Below are 18,848 nucleotides of genomic sequence, written 5' to 3' on the forward strand. Positions count from 1 at the left end.
GCAGGACAGAGGGGGGCGCGAAGGATCACGACAGATCAGAATTTAGCCTGAGCCGCCGCTCATGCCGGGAACCGGCAATGGGGGCCCGTTCAGTATTGTGAACAATTTTTTTGCCGAAGATGCGAGAGCACGTTGAGCAGCTTGCCGGTTGGGTCGGCAATGAAGAAGCGTCTTACGGTCAAATCATAGACCACTCTGCAACCGATCTCGTTCGCGCGCAGATAAACCGCGTCGACATTGTCGACCTCGATCGACAGATCAGCCACCGGGGTGCCTGAGCCGCACTCAACAACGTGCCTTGCAGCAGCTGGATCGGCTGAACGGAGCAAAAAGATCACTCCGTGTCGGATCGAGTGCCTCCCGATCGTCCTCGATACAGAACCGACTCGACGAAAGAAGATCTAGCAGGAGGAGCATTCTGATGGAGAACGCGGAGCGGGGCCCCAGGGCTACACGGCGCGAATGGATGGGGCTCGCGGTTATCGCGCTGCCTTGCCTGCTCTATTCCATGGACCTGACGGTCTTGAATTTGGCTGTGCCGCGATTGAGCGCAGACTTGAGGCCTTCGAGTTCGCAACTTCTGTGGATCGTGGACATTTATGGCTTTCTGCTTGCCGGATGCCTGATCACGATGGGCACGCTGGGCGACCGCATCGGCCGCCGCAGATTGCTTTTGATCGGCGCGGTGACATTTGCAATTGCTTCGGTCTTCGCGGCGTTCTCCACAAGCGCCGAAATGTTGATCGTCTCGCGTGCGCTGCTCGGGATTGCCGCGGCCACGCTTGCGCCGTCCACCCTCTCGTTGATCCGCAACATGTTCCTCGATCCGAGGGAGCGCACGGTTGCGATCGGCGTCTGGATCGCCAGCTTCTCCGCGGGCGCTGCCATCGGCCCGCTGGTCGGGGGCATCCTGCTGAGCTATTTCTGGTGGGGTTCCGTGTTCCTCGTGGCCGTACCGGTCATGGTCGCGCTGCTGGTGTTCGGTCCGATGGTCCTGCCCGAGTATCGCGATCCAGAAGCGGGTCGGCTCGATATCTTGAGCGCCGCGCTGTCACTTGCCGCGGTGCTTTCGGTGATCTACGGCATCAAGGAAATCGCCGAACATGGATTCGGCCTGGCGGCGGCCTTCGCCATTGTCTTCGGCGCGGCTGTCGGCGCCGTTTTCGTCTTGCGTCAACCACGGCTGAAAAATCCCCTGGTCGATCTGCGGCTCTTTCGCTCGCGCGCCTTCAGCGCTTCATTGGCGGTCAACGTTCTCGGCTTCTTCGTCGCGTTCGGCTCGTTTCTCTTCATCGCGCAATATCTGCAGCTGGTGCTCGGGATGGGACCCTTTGTAGCGGGCCTTTGGACGGTGCCTTCCGCCATCGCTTTCATCGCCGGTTCGATGCTGACGCCGATCGCGGTCGGTAAGGCTCGCCCGGGCTATGTGATGGCTGCCGGCCTTGCGCTCGCGGCAGTGGGATTCCTTATTCTCACCCGCAGTGGCGGCCGAGCCGATCTCGCGGTCATCGTCACAGGCTACAGCGTCTTCTCCCTGGGCCTTGCACCGGTGTTCACTTTGGCCACCGACCTCATCGTGGGCACCGTTGAACCCGGGCAAGCCGGTGCGGCCTCGGGCCTCGCGGAAACCAGCAGTGAGTTGGGCGGCGCGCTCGGCATCGCGATCCTTGGCAGCATCGTCACCGCCATCTATCGCAGCGGCGTGACCGGGATGGTCGCGGATGGGGTGTCCGCACAAGAAATCAGCGTTGCCAAGGACACGCTTGGAGGCGCCGTCGCAGTTGCAATCGCCTTACCGGAGACGCTCGGTTCCGATCTACTCGGCAAAGCGCGGGAGGCGTTCACTCAGGCGTTCCAGATGACGGCCGGTATCTGCGCGTTGGTGGCGCTGGCTGCGGCCATCCTTGCGGGGGTCCTGTTGCAAAAAGTACGGGGGCAGGTCTGAGGCTGGGCAGCAGCCAGCAAAAGCTGCGACACCAACCGACCCCTGAGGCCTAAGCACGACACGGAACAGAGGAGGAAACCCATGCCGATTTTCGGACTATCGCCTGGAGGTCAAGACGAGACCCTTTCTCGGCCATGGGCGCAAAGGCCGCCGCGGTCAGCGACTAGATCGAAAACGCCCCGCTCGCCACCACGATGCCACGTCCACACACGCTCACCGAGCCGGCATCGACATCGACCTCGATGATGCTGGTACGTCCGAGCGCCGTGCCTTGTTTGACCTTGATGACGCCGGGCTGCGCAACACCGTGTGCAACCAGATGTGCGGCGAGCGGACCAGCCGCCGTACCGGTTGCCGGATCCTCGGCAATGCCGACAGTCGGGTTGAAAAACCGTGCATACGCCGTGGTTTCGGGCTGCCGTGGATCGAGTGAGAAGACGTAGCAGCCTTCCCCGCCGATCTGGTTGAGCAGGTCGAAAAGCTGTTTGGCATCAGGCGAAATCCGGTCAACGGCTTGGCGATCGCGGATTGGCACAAGGAGATGGGCAGCACCGGTCGAGACCACCTGGCAAGGCACGACGTCCGTTATTTCTTCAGTATTTAGGCCAAGTGCCGCGGCAAGGGCACCAAGGTTTGAGATCTGCCGGCCGGCCACTGGGGCTTCTTGCCGCATAATGATCTTTTCGAGTTTTCCCTGGCTTTGCCAGATGGCCAATGGATATACCAAGTCGCCGATCTGTTGGTGAAACCATGTCGGGCCATCGCCCAGCTCGAGCCGCCCCGCCGCAGCGAGCCACCACCAGGCCCCTAGCGTGTTGTGGCCGCCTGCGCCGAAAACCTCCACGCCTTTCGGCGTGAAAGAGCGCAATTTCCAATCGGCGTCCGCCCGGGTCGCCGGCAGGACAAAAGTGGTCTCGGACTGGTTGAACTCACGGGCAATGTTCTGCATCAGCTCGAGCGCCAACTCGTCACCGCCATCGACCACCGCAAGGGAATTGCCGGTCAGCGGCTCTACCGCGAAGACATCGACGAAATGAAATGGAATTGTTCTGCTCATGGTTTTTCCTCCGAGAACCGCAATTGGGCCCGTTCAGTTTGCAGAACAATCTCTACCGAAAGAACAATCTCTACCGAAGATGCGAGAGCACGTTGAGCAGCTTGCCGGTCGGGTCGGCAATGAAGAAGCGTCTTACGCCCCACGGTTCGTCGGTCAAATCATAGACCACTCTGCAACCGATCTCGTTTGCGCGAAGATAAACCGCGTCGACATTGTCGACCTCGATCGACAGATCAGGCACCGGGGTGCCTGAGCCGCCCTGGCTGGCGATGCTGATCTGGGGGACGGTGGTTTCGCTGGACGCCAGCGTGACGAGCCAGCCGTGATCCATGACGGCATCGAGCCCGAACAAGTCGGTATAGAACTTCCGAACATCCGGAATGCTGTCTGTTGCGATGTTCGAGACGATGCGCAGCACGGTCATTCCATGTCTCCTTCACAGCTTGGCGTATCTCCACAGCTTCGATGATAACGCATTGCTGCGCTGCGGGGACCCGCAGCAGGCTTCGTTAACGCTGTTCACGCCCAGGTTGTATCAACAGGTGTCGCCCGTCGCCCAGAAAGGTTAACATCACCTGTTGACAGGCGGGCGATTTCGAATTACGAGTGACGAAATTCAAAATTCGTCACTCGTAATGAGCTACTGATACATGATGCATGACACCCTCGACACGACGGCTGACCTGGTCCGGCAGGAGAATGTCGCGCGCATCCTCGATTGCGCAGAGCGACTGTTCCGCCACTACGGCTACGGCAAGACCAATGTCGCCGACATAGCCCGTGAACTCGGCATGTCGACGGCCAACATCTACCGTTTCTTCGCCTCCAAGGTCGAAATCCACCAGGCGGTGTGCGGCCGTATGCTCGCTACCTGCTACCAACTGACCTACGACGCCTGCCATAGTCCCGGAACGGCCAGCGACAGGCTGCGCCGCTACGTGCAAACGCACTATCAGTGGACCCGCGACACCATGCTCGACCAGGAGAAGGTGCACGAAATGGTCGTCGTCGCCATCGAGCGCGATTGGCATGTCATCGAGAAGCATATCGACAGGATCCGCGGCTTGGTCGAGGAGGTGATCCGCGAGGGAATCGCGGCCGGCGAGTTTGCCGACCAGGACCCGGAAGTCGCTTCGCGGTGTTTCGGCGCCGCTATCATCACCCTGTGTCACCCGCAGATGGTCGCCCAGTGCCTTGCCAAGAACAACCGGGCGATGCCGGACGAGCTTATCGAGTTTGCCATCAGGGCCTTGAAGAAATGACCGGCGGCGTCCGCCGGGCGTCGACAATCCATCTCCAGTTCGGGAGTACGCAAGTGTCTTTGTCCAAATCCATCATGAACAGGCTGCCGGCCATTGGTCCGGCTCTGGTCGTCGTCGCGGCGCTTGGGCTCGCCGGTTGCTCGCAAGAAAAAGTGGAAGTCAAGGACATCGTCCGGCCGGTCAAGGTCGTCGAGATCGCCAAGGCGAACGATACCCGTGAGCTCTCCTACTCCGGATCGGTGCGTGCCCGCACCGAGATGAATCTCGGCTTCCGCATCAACGGCAAGATCACCGAGCGCCTGGTCGACATCGGCCAGCGCGTCAAGCCGGGCGACGTTCTGGCCCGCATCGATCCCGCCGACTACGACCTTTCGGTCAACAGCGCCGAGGCCAGCCTCGAGGCCGCCGAGCGGCAGGTCGAGACAACGGGCCTTGCCCGCCGTCGTGCCGAACAGCTGTTTGCCAAGAAGTTCTCCTCGAAATCGCAGCTCGAACAGGCGACGCTCAGCTATGATCAGGCGGTCGCCACCCGCAATTCCGCCCGTTCAGCGCTTGACCAGGCGAAGAACCAGGTTCTCTACACCGACCTCAAGGCGGACAGGAATGGCATCGTCACGTCAGTCACCGCCGATGTCGGTCAGGTGGTCGGCTCCGGCACGCCGGTTGTGACCGTTGCCGTCGATGGCGAAAAGGAAGTGCTGATCGCCGTGCCGGAAACGGATATCGCCCAGTTCAAGCCGGGCAAGGACGTCAAGGCAAGCTTCTGGTCCGACGAAGCGCTGACGCTCGACGGCAAGGTCCGTGAAGTCGCCGGCAGCGCCGATCAGCAGTCGCGTACCTTTGCCGTTCGCGTCAGCCTGCCCAGCGATCCGCGCGTGCTTCTCGGCATGACCGCGAATATCGAGGCTTCGGCCGCCAACAACAGCCTGCAAAGCGTATCGATCCCGTTGAGCGCGCTGGCGCAAAAGGACGGCCAGCAGATCGTCTGGACCGTGGACCGCAACGGCGAGACCGTCCATGCGCGTCCGATCAAGGTCGCCGAGTTCACCGCCGACGGCGTGCATGTTGCCGAAGGATTGAAACCCGGCGATGTCGTCGTTGCGGCGGGCACGCAATTCATGACCGAAAATCTGAAAGTCAAGCTGGCCGGCGATGCGGTGCAACAGTCCGCATCGGCGGACGATGATGGCGACGCCGTCAAGCGCGTGCGCTGACGGCCAGGCAGAAAACGGCTTTTCCTCGCATCGGCGCAAGCCGCGAGGTCAAGCGGTTCACGGTTTCCGGGCGGCAGGCGCCCGATTGTCGAGACGTCAGGTCGATGTACCCCCCGACATCGATCCTGGCGCCCCACCGCGATGAGTGTCTCTCCGCTCGGAAAGCCTCGCCGCCCGGAAGCCAGCACTAGAAGCTCCGTGGGCATGCCATGTGCGTGCGCTGACGATCAGACAGATGGACTGGCGCTATGACCACCGACACCACCGACACCAATAAAAAACGGCCCTTCAATCTTTCGCGCTGGGCGATCGGGCACCCGAGCATTGCGCGGTTCCTGTTCGGCCTGATCATCGTTGCCGGTGCGCTCGGCCTGATGCGCATGGGCCAGAAGGAAGATCCGGATTTCACCTTCCGCGTCATGGTCGTCCAGGCGGTCTGGCCCGGTGCCTCGATCCAGGAGATGGAGGACCAGGTCGTCAACAAGATAGAGCGCAAGCTGCAGGAAACGCCGCATCTCGATTTCGTCCGTTCCTATACGCGCGCCGGCAGCGCCATCATCACCTTGCAGGTGGAAGGCGACACCAATCCGACCCAGGTCGCGGATGCCTTTTACCAGGTCCGCAAGAAGGTGGGCGATATCGCCAATGAGCTGCCCCAGGGGCTGCTTGGGCCTTACTTCAACGACGAATTCGGCGACACTTTCATCACCCTGCATTCGATCAGCGGCGATGGCTACAGCTATCCCGAGCTGAAGAAATTGGCCATCCAGGCGCGTGACATGCTGCTGACCACGCCCGGCGTCGAGAAGGCCGTGATCATCGGCGACCAGCCGGAAAAACTCTATATCGACGTTTCGTCCAAGGTGCTTGCCGAGCGCGGCCTGACACTCACCGATCTGCAGAACGCGATCAAGGGCCAGAACAATGTCGATCCGGCAGGCTCGGTCGACACCGGCCAGCGCTCTGTGCGCATCTCGGTCGAAGGCAGCGTGACGGAGGCGGCCGACATCCGCGAACTTCGCCTGCGCGCCGGCAATCAGGTGACGCGCCTCGGCGACATCGCAACCGTGACCACAGGTCTCGAGGATCCCTATCAGCGCAAATACCGCTTCAACGGCCAGGACAGCGTCCAGGTCGGCGTCGTCATGGCCAAGGGCTTCAACGTCACCGATGTCGGCAAGGAGGTCGAGGCGACCTATCACCGCTTCGAAGAGGCCTTGCCTTACGGCGTTTCAGTCGATCAGATCGCCGACCAGCCGGAAGTCGTGCGGGACGCGGTAAGCGAGTTCATGACGGCGCTCGGCGAGGCGCTGCTGATCGTGCTTGTCGTTTCGTTCCTGACGATCGGCTGGCGTTCGGGTCTGGTGATCGCAATCACCATTCCGCTCGTTCTGGCCGCCACCTTCGCCATCATGTACGAGATCGGCATCGATCTGCAGCGCATTTCGCTTGGCGCGCTGATTATCGCGCTCGGCCTGCTTGTCGACGACGCGATGATCGTCGTCGAAATGATGGAACGCAAGCTCGAGGAAGGAATGGTCAAGATCGAGGCGGCGAGCTTCGCTTACACCTCGACGGCCTTCCCGATGCTGACCGGCACGCTGATCACCACCGCCGGCTTCATCCCGGTCGGCTTCGCGGCTTCGACGGCCGGCGAATATGTGCGCACGCTGTTCTACGTCGTCGGCATCGCGCTGGTCGTCTCCTGGTTCGTGGCGGTCTATTTCACGCCGTGGCTTGGTCATATGATCCTCAAGCAGCGAAAACACGCCGGCAGCCATCATGATGTCTTCGACACGCGCTTTTATCGCCGGCTTCGCGCCACCGTCAGCTGGTCCGTGCGCCACCGCATCATCGTGCTGGTCATGACGCTGGTGACCTTCGTCACCAGCCTGTGGGCGTTCCAGTTCATCCCGCAGAATTTCTTCCCGCAGTCGTCGCGTCCGGAAATCCTTGTCGACCTCTGGCTGCCGGAAGGCACCAGCATCAAGGAAGTCGAGACGCAGGCCAAGGCGCTCGAAACCAGGATGATGGACGACAAGGACAAGCGCTTCATCGCCACCTATATCGGCGAGGGCGCTCCGCGTTTCTTCCTGCCGCTCGACCAGCAGCTCCGCAATCCGAATTTTGCCCAGCTTCTGGTGATGGCCAATGACGAACCGGCCCGCGAACGGCTGATCGTCAAGCTGCGCACCATTCTGGCCGAGGATTTCCCGTCGGTCCGTGCCAAGGTCGACCGCCTGTTCCTCGGGCCGCCCACCGGCTGGCCGGTGCAGATGCGCGTCATGGGCCCGGATCGCCAGGAGGTGCGCCGCATCGCCGACGAGGTGAAGGCGAAGTTCCAGGCAAATCCGCTGCTCGGCGCCGTCCACGACGACTGGCTCGAGCCGGTGCCGGAGATGAAGCTGGTGATCGACCAGGATCGCGCCCGTGCGCTCGGCGTCACCTCGCAGCGCATCCGCCAGATGCTGCAGGCGACCATGTCGGGAGCGCCGCTCGATGATTTCCGTGATGGCGAGGAGACGGTTTCGATCGTCGCTCGCGAGCCGAAGGCAAGCCGCCACCTGCTGTCGGCGGTCGACTCGATCTCTGTCCCGACGGATTTCGGTGGCTTCGTGCCGCTGTCGCAGGTCGCCAAGGTCGTCCCGGTGCTGGAGCAAGGTGTCGAATGGCGCCGCGACCGTCTGCCGACCATCAGCGTGCGCGCCACGCTGCCGGACGGCGTGCAGTCGAACGATGTCGTCATGAAGATGTACAGCGAGATGCAGGGCCTGCGGGACGGTCTGGCGCCTGGCTACAACATCGAGATCCAGGGCGGCGCCGAGGATTCGGCCGAAAGCCAGGCCTCGATTGCTGCGAAAGCTCCAATCATGCTGGCCGTCATCGTCGTGCTGCTGATGATCCAGCTGCAGCATTTCGGCAAGGCGATGCTGGTGCTGGCGACTGGTCCGCTCGGCATCATCGGTGCTGCGGCGGCACTTTTGATCAGTGGCGCGCCGTTCGGCTTCGTCGCCATTCTCGGCGTCATCGCGCTGCTTGGCATCATCATGCGCAACTCGATCATCCTGGTCGACCAGATCGACCAGGACATCGCAGCCGGCATGGAACGCTCGGAGGCCATCATCGGCTCGGCAGTCCGCCGTTTCCGGCCGATCATGCTGACGGCGCTGACGGCGGTCCTGGCGCTGATCCCGATCTCGCGCGGCGTCTTCTGGGGGCCGCTCGCCTATGCCATGATGGGCGGCATCCTCGTTGCCACGGTGCTGACCATCCTCGTCCTTCCGGCAGGCTATGCCTTGTTCTTCGGCCGGGAGCGCAAGAAGGTCGAGGACGCGGCGCCGGCCGCCGAGCCGAAACTGGCGGAAAACGATGACCAGCCGCAACTGCCCCTGGCGGCCGAATAGCGGTCGAGGCAATCGCGCAGGTTGGCGCCGCCCCTCATCTGGCTGCCGCCATCTTCTCCCCGTATAGTGACGGGGAGAAGGACGCCTGCGCAAAGGATTTCGCCAATCTCCAGCGCTGCAAAAAAGCGCCGAGCGTGCGGCCAGCCCCTTCTCCCCGTCACTATACGGGGAGAAGGGCCCGGCAGGGCGATGAGGGGCGGCGCCGAGATCGATAATTAATCTCAAGTGAGGCTACCGCGCGCCGGAGGAGGACGTCATGACCATAGCTCAGGCACCGGTGGCGCTGCGCCGGCCGATCGACGGACGCCACCGCAAAATGTTCGTCGATGGCGCCTGGGTCGACGCCCGCTCTGGCAGGATCATGGAGACCCGCAATCCGGCCACCGGCGCGGTCATTGCCACGGTGCCGCGCGGCGACCGCCAGGATGTTGAGCTGGCGGTGGCCGCAGCGCGCAGGGCCTTCGACGGGCCGTGGAGCCGGTACAAACCCTATGAGCGGCAGGTGCTGCTGCTCAGGATCGCCGATCTCTTCGAAAAGCACTGGGAGGAGATCAGCCGCTCGGACACCACCGACATGGGCATGCCGATCGTGCGCACCCTGGCCAACCGCAATCGTGTTATCGGCATGCTGCGCTATTATGCCGGCATGGCGACCTCCCTGCACGGCGAGACGATCGAGAACTCGCTGCCGGGCGAAATCGTCTCCTTTACGCGCAAGGAGCCGGTCGGCGTCGTCGGCGCCATCATCCCGTGGAACGCCCCGACGGCCGCTTCGATCTGGAAGATCGGACCGGCGCTGGCGACCGGCTGCACCGTGGTGCTGAAACCGTCGGAAGAGGCGCCGCTGACGCCGCTTCTGATCGCCGACATCATGAACGAGGCCGGCGTTCCGCCAGGCGTCGTCAACATCGTGACCGGCACCGGCGCCGAGGCAGGCGCCGCCCTTGCCGAGCATATGGGCGTCGACAAGATCGTCTTCACCGGCTCGACGGCAACCGGCCAGTCGATCGTCCGCGCCTCGGCCGGCAACCTCAAGCGCGTCTCGCTGGAGCTTGGCGGCAAGTCGCCGGTCATCGTCTGCGCCGACGCCGATCTCGACAAGGCGGTGCCGGTGGCGGCGATGTCGGTGTTCGCCAATTCCGGCCAGATCTGCATCGCCGGCTCGCGCCTGTTCGTCGAATGCTCCATCCATGATGAATTCGTCGAGCGGCTGGCGACCTATGCCAAGGGTCTCAGGATCGGCGACGGCATCGATCCGGCGACCGAGATCGGCCCACTCGTCTCCGAAAAGCAGCTGCAACGGGTCGCCTCGTATCTCGAGGCCGGCGCGGCGGAGGGCGCGACCCTCGTCACCGGCGGTCAACGCCTCATGGAAGGTGCGCTGGCCGCCGGCAATTTCGTCGCGCCGACCGTCTTTGCCGATGTCTCGGACGACATGAGGATCGCGCGCGAGGAGATCTTCGGGCCGGTGATTTCGGCGCTGCCGTTCGATACGCTCGATGAGGCGGTCGAGCGTGCCAACAACACGCCCTACGGTCTTGCCGCCGGGGTCTTCACCCGCAATGTCGCCACCGCCCACCAGCTGTCGCGAAAAATCCGCGCCGGCTCAGTCTGGGTGAACACCTATCACGCCATCGATCCGGCCGTGCCCTTCGGCGGCTACAAGATGAGCGGCTACGGCCGCGAGGGCGGTGCCGAGCACCTCGACGAGTATCTCAACACCAAGGGCGTGTTCATCAAGATCGATTGAAAACGCGGCTCTCCCTTCTCCCCTTGTGGGAGAAGGTGGCCTCGCGAAGCGAGGTCGGATGAGGGGTGTTCCAGCTTGGCACGGACGGCACTCCGGCCAACACCCCTCTTCCGTCTTGGCGCTACGCGCCGATCCACCTTCTCCCACAAGGGGAGAAGGCAAGATCAGGACCGCGGCCTGGTCTTCTGCGGGTCGTAATGGGCAAAAGTCACGACGCGTGCCGGCAGCCGCTTGCTGTGGCCGTCGAGCTTGCCGATCTCGACCGCGGTGCCGATCGCAGCATGGGTGACGTCAAGCCTGGCCAGCGCGATGGTCTTGTTGAGCAGCGGCGAGCGCATGGCGGACGTGACCTCGCCGATCTGGGCGCGGCCGACATGGACGCAATCGCCATGCCCGACCGCGACATTGGCGTCGATGTCGAGGCCGACCAGTTTCCTCTGCGGGTTTTCCTTGCGCCGGATCAACGCCTCGCGGCCAATGAAATCGTCGGTCTTGCTCTTCAGCGGCACGGTGAAGCCGATGCCGGCCTCGAACGGATCGGTCTGGTCGGAAAATTCGTGAGCAGCAAAGATCAGCCCGGCCTCGATGCGTACCATGTCGAGCGCCTGCAGCCCCATCGGCTTCAAGCCATGCGGCTGGCCGGCCGCCCAGATGGCGTCGAACACCTTTTCGGCGTCGCGCGGGTGGCACCAGATCTCGTAGCCGAGTTCGCCGGTGTAGCCGGTGCGCGAGACGACGATTGGAATGCCGTTGCCGCCGCCGATGCGGGCGACGGCGAATCGGAACCATTCGAGCTCCTCGATCGACGGCTGCAGCGGCGAGGTCCAGATGATCTCCTTCAGGATGTCGCGGCTCTTCGGTCCCTGTACGGCGACATTGTGCATTTGCTCGGTCGACGAGCGCACCAGCACGTTGAGGCCGAGGCGCGTCGCGGTGTCGCGCAGCCATTCGCCGGAAAGATCGTCGCCGCCGACCCAGCGGAAATTGTCCTTGCCGAGCCTGAGCAGCGTGCCGTCGTCGATCATGCCGCCATGCTCGTAGCACATGGCGGAATAGACGACCTGGCCGACGCCGAGTTTTTTCACGTCACGGGTCAGCGTGTATTGCAGTAGCGCTTCCGAATCCGGGCCGGTGACCTCGAACTTGCGCAGCGGCGAAAGGTCCATGATGACGGCGGCCTGCCGGCACGCCCAGTATTCGTCGATAGGGCCCTCTTTTGCGAAGGAATTGGCCAGCCAATAACCCCTGTACTCGACGAAGTTGCGGGTGTGCTTGGCAAAGCTCGAATGAAATGATGTCTCGCGGGTCATTTTCGGTTCCGAATCGGGCGTCATGCGTCTGGCGATCGCTCGCGAGAATTTATGCTTACCGGAATAGGTCCGCACATGGATGTCGGTCAGGTTCCAGCCATTGGCCGGCGTCGTGTCGTCGGGACAGGCGGACGACACGCAAACGATGTCGGTAAGTGCCCGCAGCAGCACATAGTCGCCCGGCCGCGACCATGGCTCGTCCGACACCATGACGCCATGCGCGTCGATCGCCGTGTTGAAGAAGAAATTGATCGCCATCCAGCCCGCGCGAGGAGTTACACCCTTGTCGGCGAGCGCGTGGTTGAAGTTCTCCGAGCAATTGGGGTGACCGGGATAGCCGATGTCGTCGTAATATTTGGCGGCGCAAGCGAGCGCGAACGCATCGTGCCGGCCGCAGGTGTCCTGCACCACCTCGACCAGCGGCTCCATGTCCTGGTCGTAATATTTCGAATGCAGGCCTGGCATCGGATAGCTCGAACCCATCAGCGTGCGGGTCGTCGTCACGTCGAGCGGATGGTCGCGCCCCTTGTCGAGCTTGCGCGCCGAAAAGCACTGGAAGTCGGTGCATTGGCGCCCGTCGACATCGATGATCTGCAGATAGTCACCCGCCTTGACGAAGTAGGCTTCCGCGGTCGCCGAATGGACGCGCAAATCGAGCACCGGGTCGGCCAGCGGGTCGCCAAGCCTGGACTTCGCCGCCGGACGGATCGTGGCGCGGCGAACGATGACGTTGAGCGGCGTCGCCGTGTCGTGGCCGTCGACCGGCATCGGCCCGCCCGGGGCGGCGATCAGCATCGAGCCGTCGCGAGCGACGGCAAAACCCTGTTCGGTGCCGGCAGGGGTGGCGCCGCCGAAGATGCGAACCGCCTTTGCCTGATCGAACTGCACCTGGCGTCGCTCGAGCCCCCGGCGCAACGAAGCGAGGCTGTCGTCGCCATCGGCCAGCAGCGCCTTGATGCCGGCGGCATTGCTGTTCGATTTCTCGCCGAAAATGCCGGCATCAGGCACGCCGCTGCTGTCCCATGCCAGCAGCTCGCAGGCCTGCCCGCCTTCTACGTTGCGTACGCTGACGGTATCGCCGGCCTCGACATCGATGAGCACCGCCCCATTGCCTTGAACGGAATAGCGTTCCATGCCGGCCGGCAGCGCCATCTGGCCGGGCCGCAGGATCAGGCTCGGTCGTGGCGGTCCGGCGGCGACGGCGGGGTAGGGCGACTGGCTCATCTCGACCCGGGTCTCAAGAAACAAGTTTGCCTGTACGTAAAATTATTTTATCAGCAAGAATAGCAGTGCTTGTCGGTTTGGCAAGGCGAAGGTGGTGGGACTCCCCCTTCTCCCCTTGTGGGAGAAGGTGGATCGGCGCGTAGCGCCGAGACGGAAGAGGGGTGTTGGACGGAATGCTGTCGGTGTCAAGCTGGAACACCCCTCATCCGACCTCGCTTCGCGAGGCCACCTTCTTCCACAAGGGGAGAAGGGAAGAGGCAACCGCTACCCCAACTCCCCTGAATACCCGATGTCGACGCCATACTCGGCGGCTGCGTCGAGCATCGTGTGCCACAGGCTTTCGGCGAAACTTGCAAACACCAGAAGATTGAACACCGCCTGCCCGTCCGGCCGGTCATTGCCACGCCAGAGATTGACGCCGGTGTGGTCGATCGATGTGGCGGCAGCGGCGTCGATCGGAAACGCCGCCGGGTGCAGGTCGATCGACGACAGCTTCGCAAGCATCGCGCGCGCCTTTTCCCCGGATAGGCTGATCAGCGCCCGCGCATGCGATTGGTCGGACAGCGAGGCCGAGCCGGCGAAAGCGGAGCCAAGCGCCTCGGCCGAATGCTTGCCGGCTTTGGACAGGACGAAGAACTGGTCCGGTCCCGACCAGATCAGCGTCGCATCCGCCGTGCCGACCGCCTTCGGCAGATCCGGAGCCGCCATGCCGAAACGGGCCTTGGCGGCGTTTGCCAGTTCCGCCCCTTTGCCGCGCCGCGCCATCACCTGGATCAGGTCGAAATTGCGAATCTCGGTGAACGAAATGCCCGGCGCGACGTCGCGCGCGCCATGGGCGCCCACGACAAGGACATGCTCCAGCGGACTGCGAGAAAGCCACGAAAACTCAGCCACGCTGGCGCCCTCCATCCGGATCGTAGAAGACGGGGTTGCACAACTCGACGTCATAGTCCTCACTACGCAGGGGGTCATGCGCACGGACGATCTCGCCGATGCGCTCGCGGCCGCGTTCGACAAGCGCGAGCCCGATCCACTGGTCAAGCGTCGGCGAGAAACAGACCGAGGTGACATAGCCCTGATCGTTGTCGGGACCCGGTATCTCGGCCTTCGGGATGACATGCGCGCCGGAGCGCAGGCGGCGCGCTCTGTCCGTCGGCTTGATGCCGACCACGACCTGCCGATCCGGTGCGACCAGCGCCTCGCGTCCGGCCATGACGCGGCCGACAAAATCCTTCTTGGTCGACATCATCTTGCCCAAGCCGAGATCGACCGCCGTCGTCGTGCCGTTCAGCTCGGGCCCGGCGACATGGCCCTTTTCGATGCGCATGACGCCGAGCGCCTCGGTGCCGTAGGGCGTTACGCCGTATTGTTTGCCGGCTATCATCAGGTTGCGCACCAGCGCGTCGCCGTAGCGGGCCGGAACGGAGATCTCGAACGCCATCTCGCCGGAGAACGAAATGCGGAACAGCCGCGCCCTGATGCCGCCGCGAAGCGCGACTTGCCGCGCGCCCATGAACGGAAAGCCCTCGTTCGACAAATCCTCGGCCGGATCGACGATTTCGCGAAGCAGGTCCCGGGTCTTCGGCCCGGCGATCGAGAATTGCGCCCACTGGTCGGAGACTGACGTCAGTTGCACGTCGAATTGAGGAAACAGCACCTGCCGGCAGAATTCGAGATGCTGCATCACCGGCCCGGCCTTGGCGGTCGTGGTGGTCAGGAGATAGTGATCCTCGGCCAGCCGCGACGTGGTGCCGTCATCATAGACCAGGCCGTCCTCGCGCAGCATCAGCCCATAGCGGGCTTTTCCCACGGCAAGATTGGAGAAGGTGTTGATGTAGACGCGGTCGAGGAAGGCGCCGGCATCCGGTCCGTGCACATCGATCTTGCCGAGCGTCGAGACGTCGCAAAAACCGACGCCGCCGCGTACCGCGTTGACCTCGCGGGTGACCGTTTCCAGCCAGTCCTTCTCGCCGGCGCGCGGATACCATTGCGCCCGCTTCCACAGGCCGGTGTCGATGAACACCGCGCCCTGTTCAACTGCCCAGTGATGCGACGGCGTCAGCCTTGTAGCATGGAAGTTTTCGTCGCGATGATGGCCGGCAAAGGCGCCGATGGCGACCGGCACATAGGGCGGACGGTAGATCGTCGTGCCGGTCTCGGGAATGGATTTGCCTGATAGCGCCGCCATGATGGCGAGGCCGGCGACGTTCGAGGTCTTGCCCTGGTCGGTGGCCATGCCGAGCGTCGTATAGCGTTTCAGGTGCTCGACCGATTCAAAGCCTTCGCGCTGCGCCAGCTCGATGTCGGCAGCGGTGACGTCATGCTGGTAATCGACAAAGGCTTTGCCTTTGCCGGCAACATGCCAGAGCGGGGTCAGCGAAAACGCTTCGTCTTCGGCGACTGGCGGCGTGCCGGCACTGCCGCTGTGCCCGGCGTTCTTAGCCGCTGCCGCACCGGCGGCAAACCCCTGGCGCAGGCAGGCGCCGAGCCCAAAAGCGCCGTTGGCGGCACCGGCGGCCACCATGCCGGGAGGCGCGCCGTCCGGCACGAAGGCCGATATATCGTCCTGCCATTTCGGCCGGCCGCGATGGCATGAGGTCAGCCCGACCGCCGGGTTCCAGCCGCCGGAAACGGCAAGCCCGTCGGCTTCGACCTCGGCGCGTGCGCCGCCTGCCAGAGATATCGAGATTTTCCTGACACCGTCCTTGCCGCCGTCCACCCCGCTGACGAAACCGTTCAAAATGGCAAAGCCGGTTTTGGCGGCAAGCGCGCGATGCGCGGCCGATACGTCTGGACGCGCATCGACGACGGCAGCGATCTGCAATCCGGCGCCGAGTGCCGCCTCGACCGTGCGCCAGCCATCGTCATTGTTGGTGAACAGCGCAATCCGCTTCGCCGGGGTTGCCGCATAGCGCGCGATATAGCTCCGCATTGCCGAAGCCATCATCACGCCGGGCGTGTCGTTGCCGGCAAAGACGATCGGCCGTTCGATGGCGCCGGCGGCAACAATCGAGCGCTTTGCCACGATCCGCCACAGGCGCTGGCGCACCTGATGCTCCGGCGGCGAGGGCAGATGATCGTTGACCCGTTCGATGGCGCCATAAGTCCCGCCGTCATAGACGCCGAACAGTGTCGTGCGGTTCATGATGCGGACATCGGGCAGCGAGGCGAGCTCGGCCAGCGTGCGCGAAATCCATTCGGCTGCGGGCACCCCGTCGATCGTGCCGCCGTCGGCAAGCAGGCGGCCGCCAAGCGCAAAATCTTCCTCGCACAGGATGACGCGGGCACGAGATCGGCCGGCGGCAAGTGCTGCCGCCAGCCCGGCTGGGCCGGAACCGGCGATCAGCACGTCGCAATGCGCCCACATCTTGTCGTAATGATCAGGATCGGCAACGCCCGCGGCGCGGCCGAGACCAGCGGCGCGGCGGATCGCCGGCTCATAGACTGCTTCCCAGAATTTTGCCGGCCACATGAAGGTCTTGTAGTAGAAGCCGGCGACGAACATCGGTGAGAACAGCTGGTTGACCGCCATCAGATCGTGGCGCAGCGACGGCCAGCGGTTCTGGCTGGCGGCTTCCAGACCGTCATAAAGTTCGGCGGTGGTCGCCTTGGTGTTGGGCTCACGCCGGGCTCCGTTGCGCAGCTCGACCAGTGCGTTGGGTTCTTCCGAGCCCGCGGTCAGGATGCCGCGCGGCCGGTGGTACTTGAACGAGCGGCCGACCAGCTTGACGCCATTGGCGATCAGCGCCGAGGCCAGCGTGTCGCCCTGGAAGCCGGCAAAGGTTTTGCCGTCGAAGCGAAAGTTCAGCGGCAACGAGCGGTCGATGAGACCGCCGGATGGCAGACGATTGGGTTGGCTGGAAATCACGATGCCCGGCCCCCATGCACGAGCGTCGCGCTGCCCCTCATCGCCCTGCCGGGCACTTCTCCCCGTATAGTGACGGGGAGAAGGACGCCTTCACTGAGGGTTTCGCCAATCTCCAGCGTAGCAGGAAGGGCGCCGAGGTTGCGGCCATCTCCCTTCTCCCCGTCACCATACGGGGAGAAGGTGCCGGCAGGCGGATGAGGGGCGGCGCTGAGTTGGCTAAGAATACTCATTTTGCCTGCCTCGCCCCGACGCCCGCCGCCGGCTCGACCGAGGAGATCTTGTGCGTCAGCGTGTTGCGGGTGATCTTCAGCCAGGCCCGGCAGCCGCCGCCATGGTACCAATGTTCGCTCGTCTCGCCGGCAATGTTGTCGCGCAGATAGACATAGTCGAACACTTCGTCTTCCGAGCCACCGGCTGCCGGCCGCAGCGGCTTGGCGTCGCCGAGACAGGTGAACTCGCCGAGTTCGCGTTCGCCGCAGAAGGGACAGACAATACGCATGCTTTTCGGGCCGTCCTCAGTGCAGGTTCGGTTGGGCGCCGACGCCCTTTTCATCGATGACAGCGCCCCGCCGGAACCGGTCGAGGCGGAAGCGCGCCGCCTCCTTGTGCAGTTCGTCGCGGGCCAGAAGATGGGCAAAGACAAGGCCGGAGCCGGGCGTCGCCTTGAAGCCGCCATAGCACCAGCCGGCATTGAGATAGAGCCCGTCCACCGGCGTCTTGTCGATGATCGGCGAGCCGTCCATCGACATGTCCATGATGCCGCCCCATTGGCGCAACAGGCGCACGCGACCGATCATCGGCATCAGCGCCATGCCGCCCTCGCAGACGTCTTCCATCACAGGCATGTTGCCGCGCTGGGCATAGGAATTGTAGCCGTCTATATCGCCGCCGAAGACCAGCCCGCCCTTGTCCGACTGGCTGACATAGAAGTGGCCGGCGCCGAAGGTCATGACATTGGGGATCAGCGGCTTGATCGCCTCGGAAACGAAGGCCTGCAGCACATGGCTCTCGATCGGCAGCCGCAGGCCAGCCATCGCCGCGACGCGCGACGAACTGCCGGCGACGGCCATGCCGACCTTGCCGGCGCTGATTGTGCCGCGCGATGTCTCGACGCCGGTCACCTTGCCGTTGGCGTCGCGCCCAAAGCCGGTCACCTCGCAGTTCTGGATGATGTCGACGCCGAGCGCGCTCGCCGCATGGGCGTAGCCCCAGACCACGGCGTCGTGGCGTGCTGTGCCGCCGCGCCGCTGCAGCAGGCCGCCTTGCACGGGAAAGCGGGCATTGTCGAAGTTCAGGAACGGCATCATCTTCTTGACCGCGGCAAGATCGAGCAGTTCGGCATCGATGCCGTTGATGCGCATCGTGTTGCCGCGCCGCGCATAGGCGTCGCGCTGCGCATCGGAATGGTAAAGGTTGATGACGCCGCGCTGGCTGACCATCGTGTTGTAGTTGAGGTCCTGCTCCATCCGCTCCCATAGCTTCATCGACAGCTCGTAGAAGCCGGTATTGCCGGGCAGCCCGTAATTGGAGCGGATGATGGTGGTGTTGCGGCCGGCATTGCCGGAGCCGATCCAGCCCTTTTCGAGCACGGCGACATTCCTGATGCCGTATTCGCTGGCGAGGAACCATGCCGTCGCCAGGCCGTGGCCGCCGCCGCCGATGATCACCACGTCGTAGCGGTCCTTCGGGCTGGCGTCGCGCCAGGTGCGCTGCCAATTCTTGTGACCGGAAAATGCCGCACGGGCGAGGGAGAAGATCGAGTATTTCATGGTTCTATTCCGAGGTCGCTCGCGCCGCGCAGGACCATTCTTGAC

At 63.6% G+C, this 18,848-nt stretch carries 13 protein-coding genes; 5 read left to right on the forward strand and 8 right to left on the reverse strand.

Annotated elements, in window-relative coordinates; all coding sequences use genetic code 11:
* Positions 1-89: 89 nt before the first annotated feature.
* Positions 90-329, reverse strand: a complete 240-nt coding sequence (locus AC0L2V_RS15950; protein WP_473508861.1) for a VOC family protein — start codon at positions 327-329, stop codon at positions 90-92.
* A gap of 92 nt (positions 330-421) precedes the next feature.
* Between AC0L2V_RS15950 and AC0L2V_RS15955 the strand changes: the two genes are divergently transcribed.
* Positions 422-1,945: an MFS transporter gene (locus AC0L2V_RS15955; protein WP_473508859.1), complete on the forward strand. Its 1,524-nt coding sequence runs from the start codon at positions 422-424 to the stop codon at positions 1,943-1,945.
* 163 nt (positions 1,946-2,108) lie between these two features.
* Here the strand turns inward: AC0L2V_RS15955 and AC0L2V_RS15960 are convergent, their stop codons facing one another.
* Together AC0L2V_RS15960 and AC0L2V_RS15965 are read right to left on the reverse strand one after the other, a co-directional pair.
* Positions 2,109-3,002, reverse strand: a complete 894-nt coding sequence (locus tag AC0L2V_RS15960) for a PhzF family phenazine biosynthesis protein (protein WP_473508857.1) — start codon at positions 3,000-3,002, stop codon at positions 2,109-2,111.
* A gap of 70 nt (positions 3,003-3,072) precedes the next feature.
* Complete coding sequence (locus AC0L2V_RS15965; RefSeq protein WP_091599833.1) at positions 3,073-3,426, reverse strand: VOC family protein; 354 nt, start codon at positions 3,424-3,426, stop codon at positions 3,073-3,075.
* Between the two features lie 229 nt (positions 3,427-3,655).
* Between AC0L2V_RS15965 and AC0L2V_RS15970 the strand changes: the two genes are divergently transcribed.
* The 4 genes from AC0L2V_RS15970 (at position 3,656) to AC0L2V_RS15985 (ending at position 10,632) form a co-directional block, all read left to right on the forward strand.
* Positions 3,656-4,264 carry a TetR/AcrR family transcriptional regulator gene (locus AC0L2V_RS15970; protein ID WP_091599945.1) on the forward strand — a complete coding sequence of 203 codons (609 nt, stop codon included), beginning with the start codon at positions 3,656-3,658 and terminating at the stop codon, positions 4,262-4,264.
* Positions 4,265-4,338: 74 nt separating this feature from the next.
* Entirely contained in the window at positions 4,339-5,478 is a 1,140-nt protein-coding gene (locus AC0L2V_RS15975) for an efflux RND transporter periplasmic adaptor subunit (protein ID WP_413468478.1), read from the forward strand.
* Positions 5,479-5,726: 248 nt separating this feature from the next.
* On the forward strand, positions 5,727-8,882 hold the full coding sequence (locus AC0L2V_RS15980) for an efflux RND transporter permease subunit (RefSeq protein ID WP_473514806.1): 3,156 nt from the start codon (positions 5,727-5,729) through the stop codon (positions 8,880-8,882).
* A gap of 256 nt (positions 8,883-9,138) precedes the next feature.
* Positions 9,139-10,632 (forward strand): aldehyde dehydrogenase family protein, encoded by a 1,494-nt coding sequence (locus AC0L2V_RS15985; RefSeq protein ID WP_473514805.1) that lies wholly within the window; start codon positions 9,139-9,141, stop codon positions 10,630-10,632.
* Between the two features lie 164 nt (positions 10,633-10,796).
* On the opposite strand, the gene AC0L2V_RS15990 is transcribed toward AC0L2V_RS15985, so the two are convergent.
* From AC0L2V_RS15990 to AC0L2V_RS16010, 5 genes are all read right to left on the reverse strand, one after another.
* Positions 10,797-13,166, reverse strand: a complete 2,370-nt coding sequence (locus tag AC0L2V_RS15990) for a DUF1989 domain-containing protein (RefSeq protein ID WP_473520574.1) — start codon at positions 13,164-13,166, stop codon at positions 10,797-10,799.
* Between the two features lie 264 nt (positions 13,167-13,430).
* Positions 13,431-14,060, reverse strand: coding sequence for a sarcosine oxidase subunit gamma (locus AC0L2V_RS15995; protein WP_473508850.1), 630 nt, complete (start codon positions 14,058-14,060; stop codon positions 13,431-13,433).
* Positions 14,053-17,031 (reverse strand): sarcosine oxidase subunit alpha, encoded by a 2,979-nt coding sequence (locus AC0L2V_RS16000; protein WP_473508970.1) that lies wholly within the window; start codon positions 17,029-17,031, stop codon positions 14,053-14,055. Before AC0L2V_RS16000 ends, AC0L2V_RS15995 begins: the two co-directional genes overlap by 8 nt.
* 229 nt (positions 17,032-17,260) lie before the next feature.
* A complete protein-coding gene (locus AC0L2V_RS16005; RefSeq protein WP_473508848.1) occupies positions 17,261-17,533 on the reverse strand; it encodes a sarcosine oxidase subunit delta in 273 nt (90 codons plus the stop codon).
* A gap of 16 nt (positions 17,534-17,549) precedes the next feature.
* Complete coding sequence (locus tag AC0L2V_RS16010; protein WP_473508847.1) at positions 17,550-18,803, reverse strand: sarcosine oxidase subunit beta family protein; 1,254 nt, start codon at positions 18,801-18,803, stop codon at positions 17,550-17,552.
* Positions 18,804-18,848 lie beyond the last annotated feature (45 nt).

Source organism: Mesorhizobium sp. WSM4814 (assembly GCF_055811595.1).

Coding starts and splice junctions, on each gene's coding strand:
- AC0L2V_RS15955 (WP_473508859.1), top strand. CDS start 422: ATGGAGAACGCGGAGCGGGGCCCCAGGGCTACACGGCGCGAATGGATG.
- AC0L2V_RS15965 (WP_091599833.1), bottom strand. CDS start 3,426: ATGACCGTGCTGCGCATCGTCTCGAACATCGCAACAGACAGCATTCCG.
- AC0L2V_RS15975 (WP_413468478.1), top strand. CDS start 4,339: ATGAACAGGCTGCCGGCCATTGGTCCGGCTCTGGTCGTCGTCGCGGCG.
- AC0L2V_RS16005 (WP_473508848.1), bottom strand. CDS start 17,533: ATGCGTATTGTCTGTCCCTTCTGCGGCGAACGCGAACTCGGCGAGTTC.
- AC0L2V_RS15990 (WP_473520574.1), bottom strand. CDS start 13,166: ATGAGCCAGTCGCCCTACCCCGCCGTCGCCGCCGGACCGCCACGACCG.
- AC0L2V_RS16010 (WP_473508847.1), bottom strand. CDS start 18,803: ATGAAATACTCGATCTTCTCCCTCGCCCGTGCGGCATTTTCCGGTCAC.
- AC0L2V_RS15970 (WP_091599945.1), top strand. CDS start 3,656: ATGCATGACACCCTCGACACGACGGCTGACCTGGTCCGGCAGGAGAAT.
- AC0L2V_RS15960 (WP_473508857.1), bottom strand. CDS start 3,002: ATGAGCAGAACAATTCCATTTCATTTCGTCGATGTCTTCGCGGTAGAG.
- AC0L2V_RS15980 (WP_473514806.1), top strand. CDS start 5,727: ATGACCACCGACACCACCGACACCAATAAAAAACGGCCCTTCAATCTT.
- AC0L2V_RS15985 (WP_473514805.1), top strand. CDS start 9,139: ATGACCATAGCTCAGGCACCGGTGGCGCTGCGCCGGCCGATCGACGGA.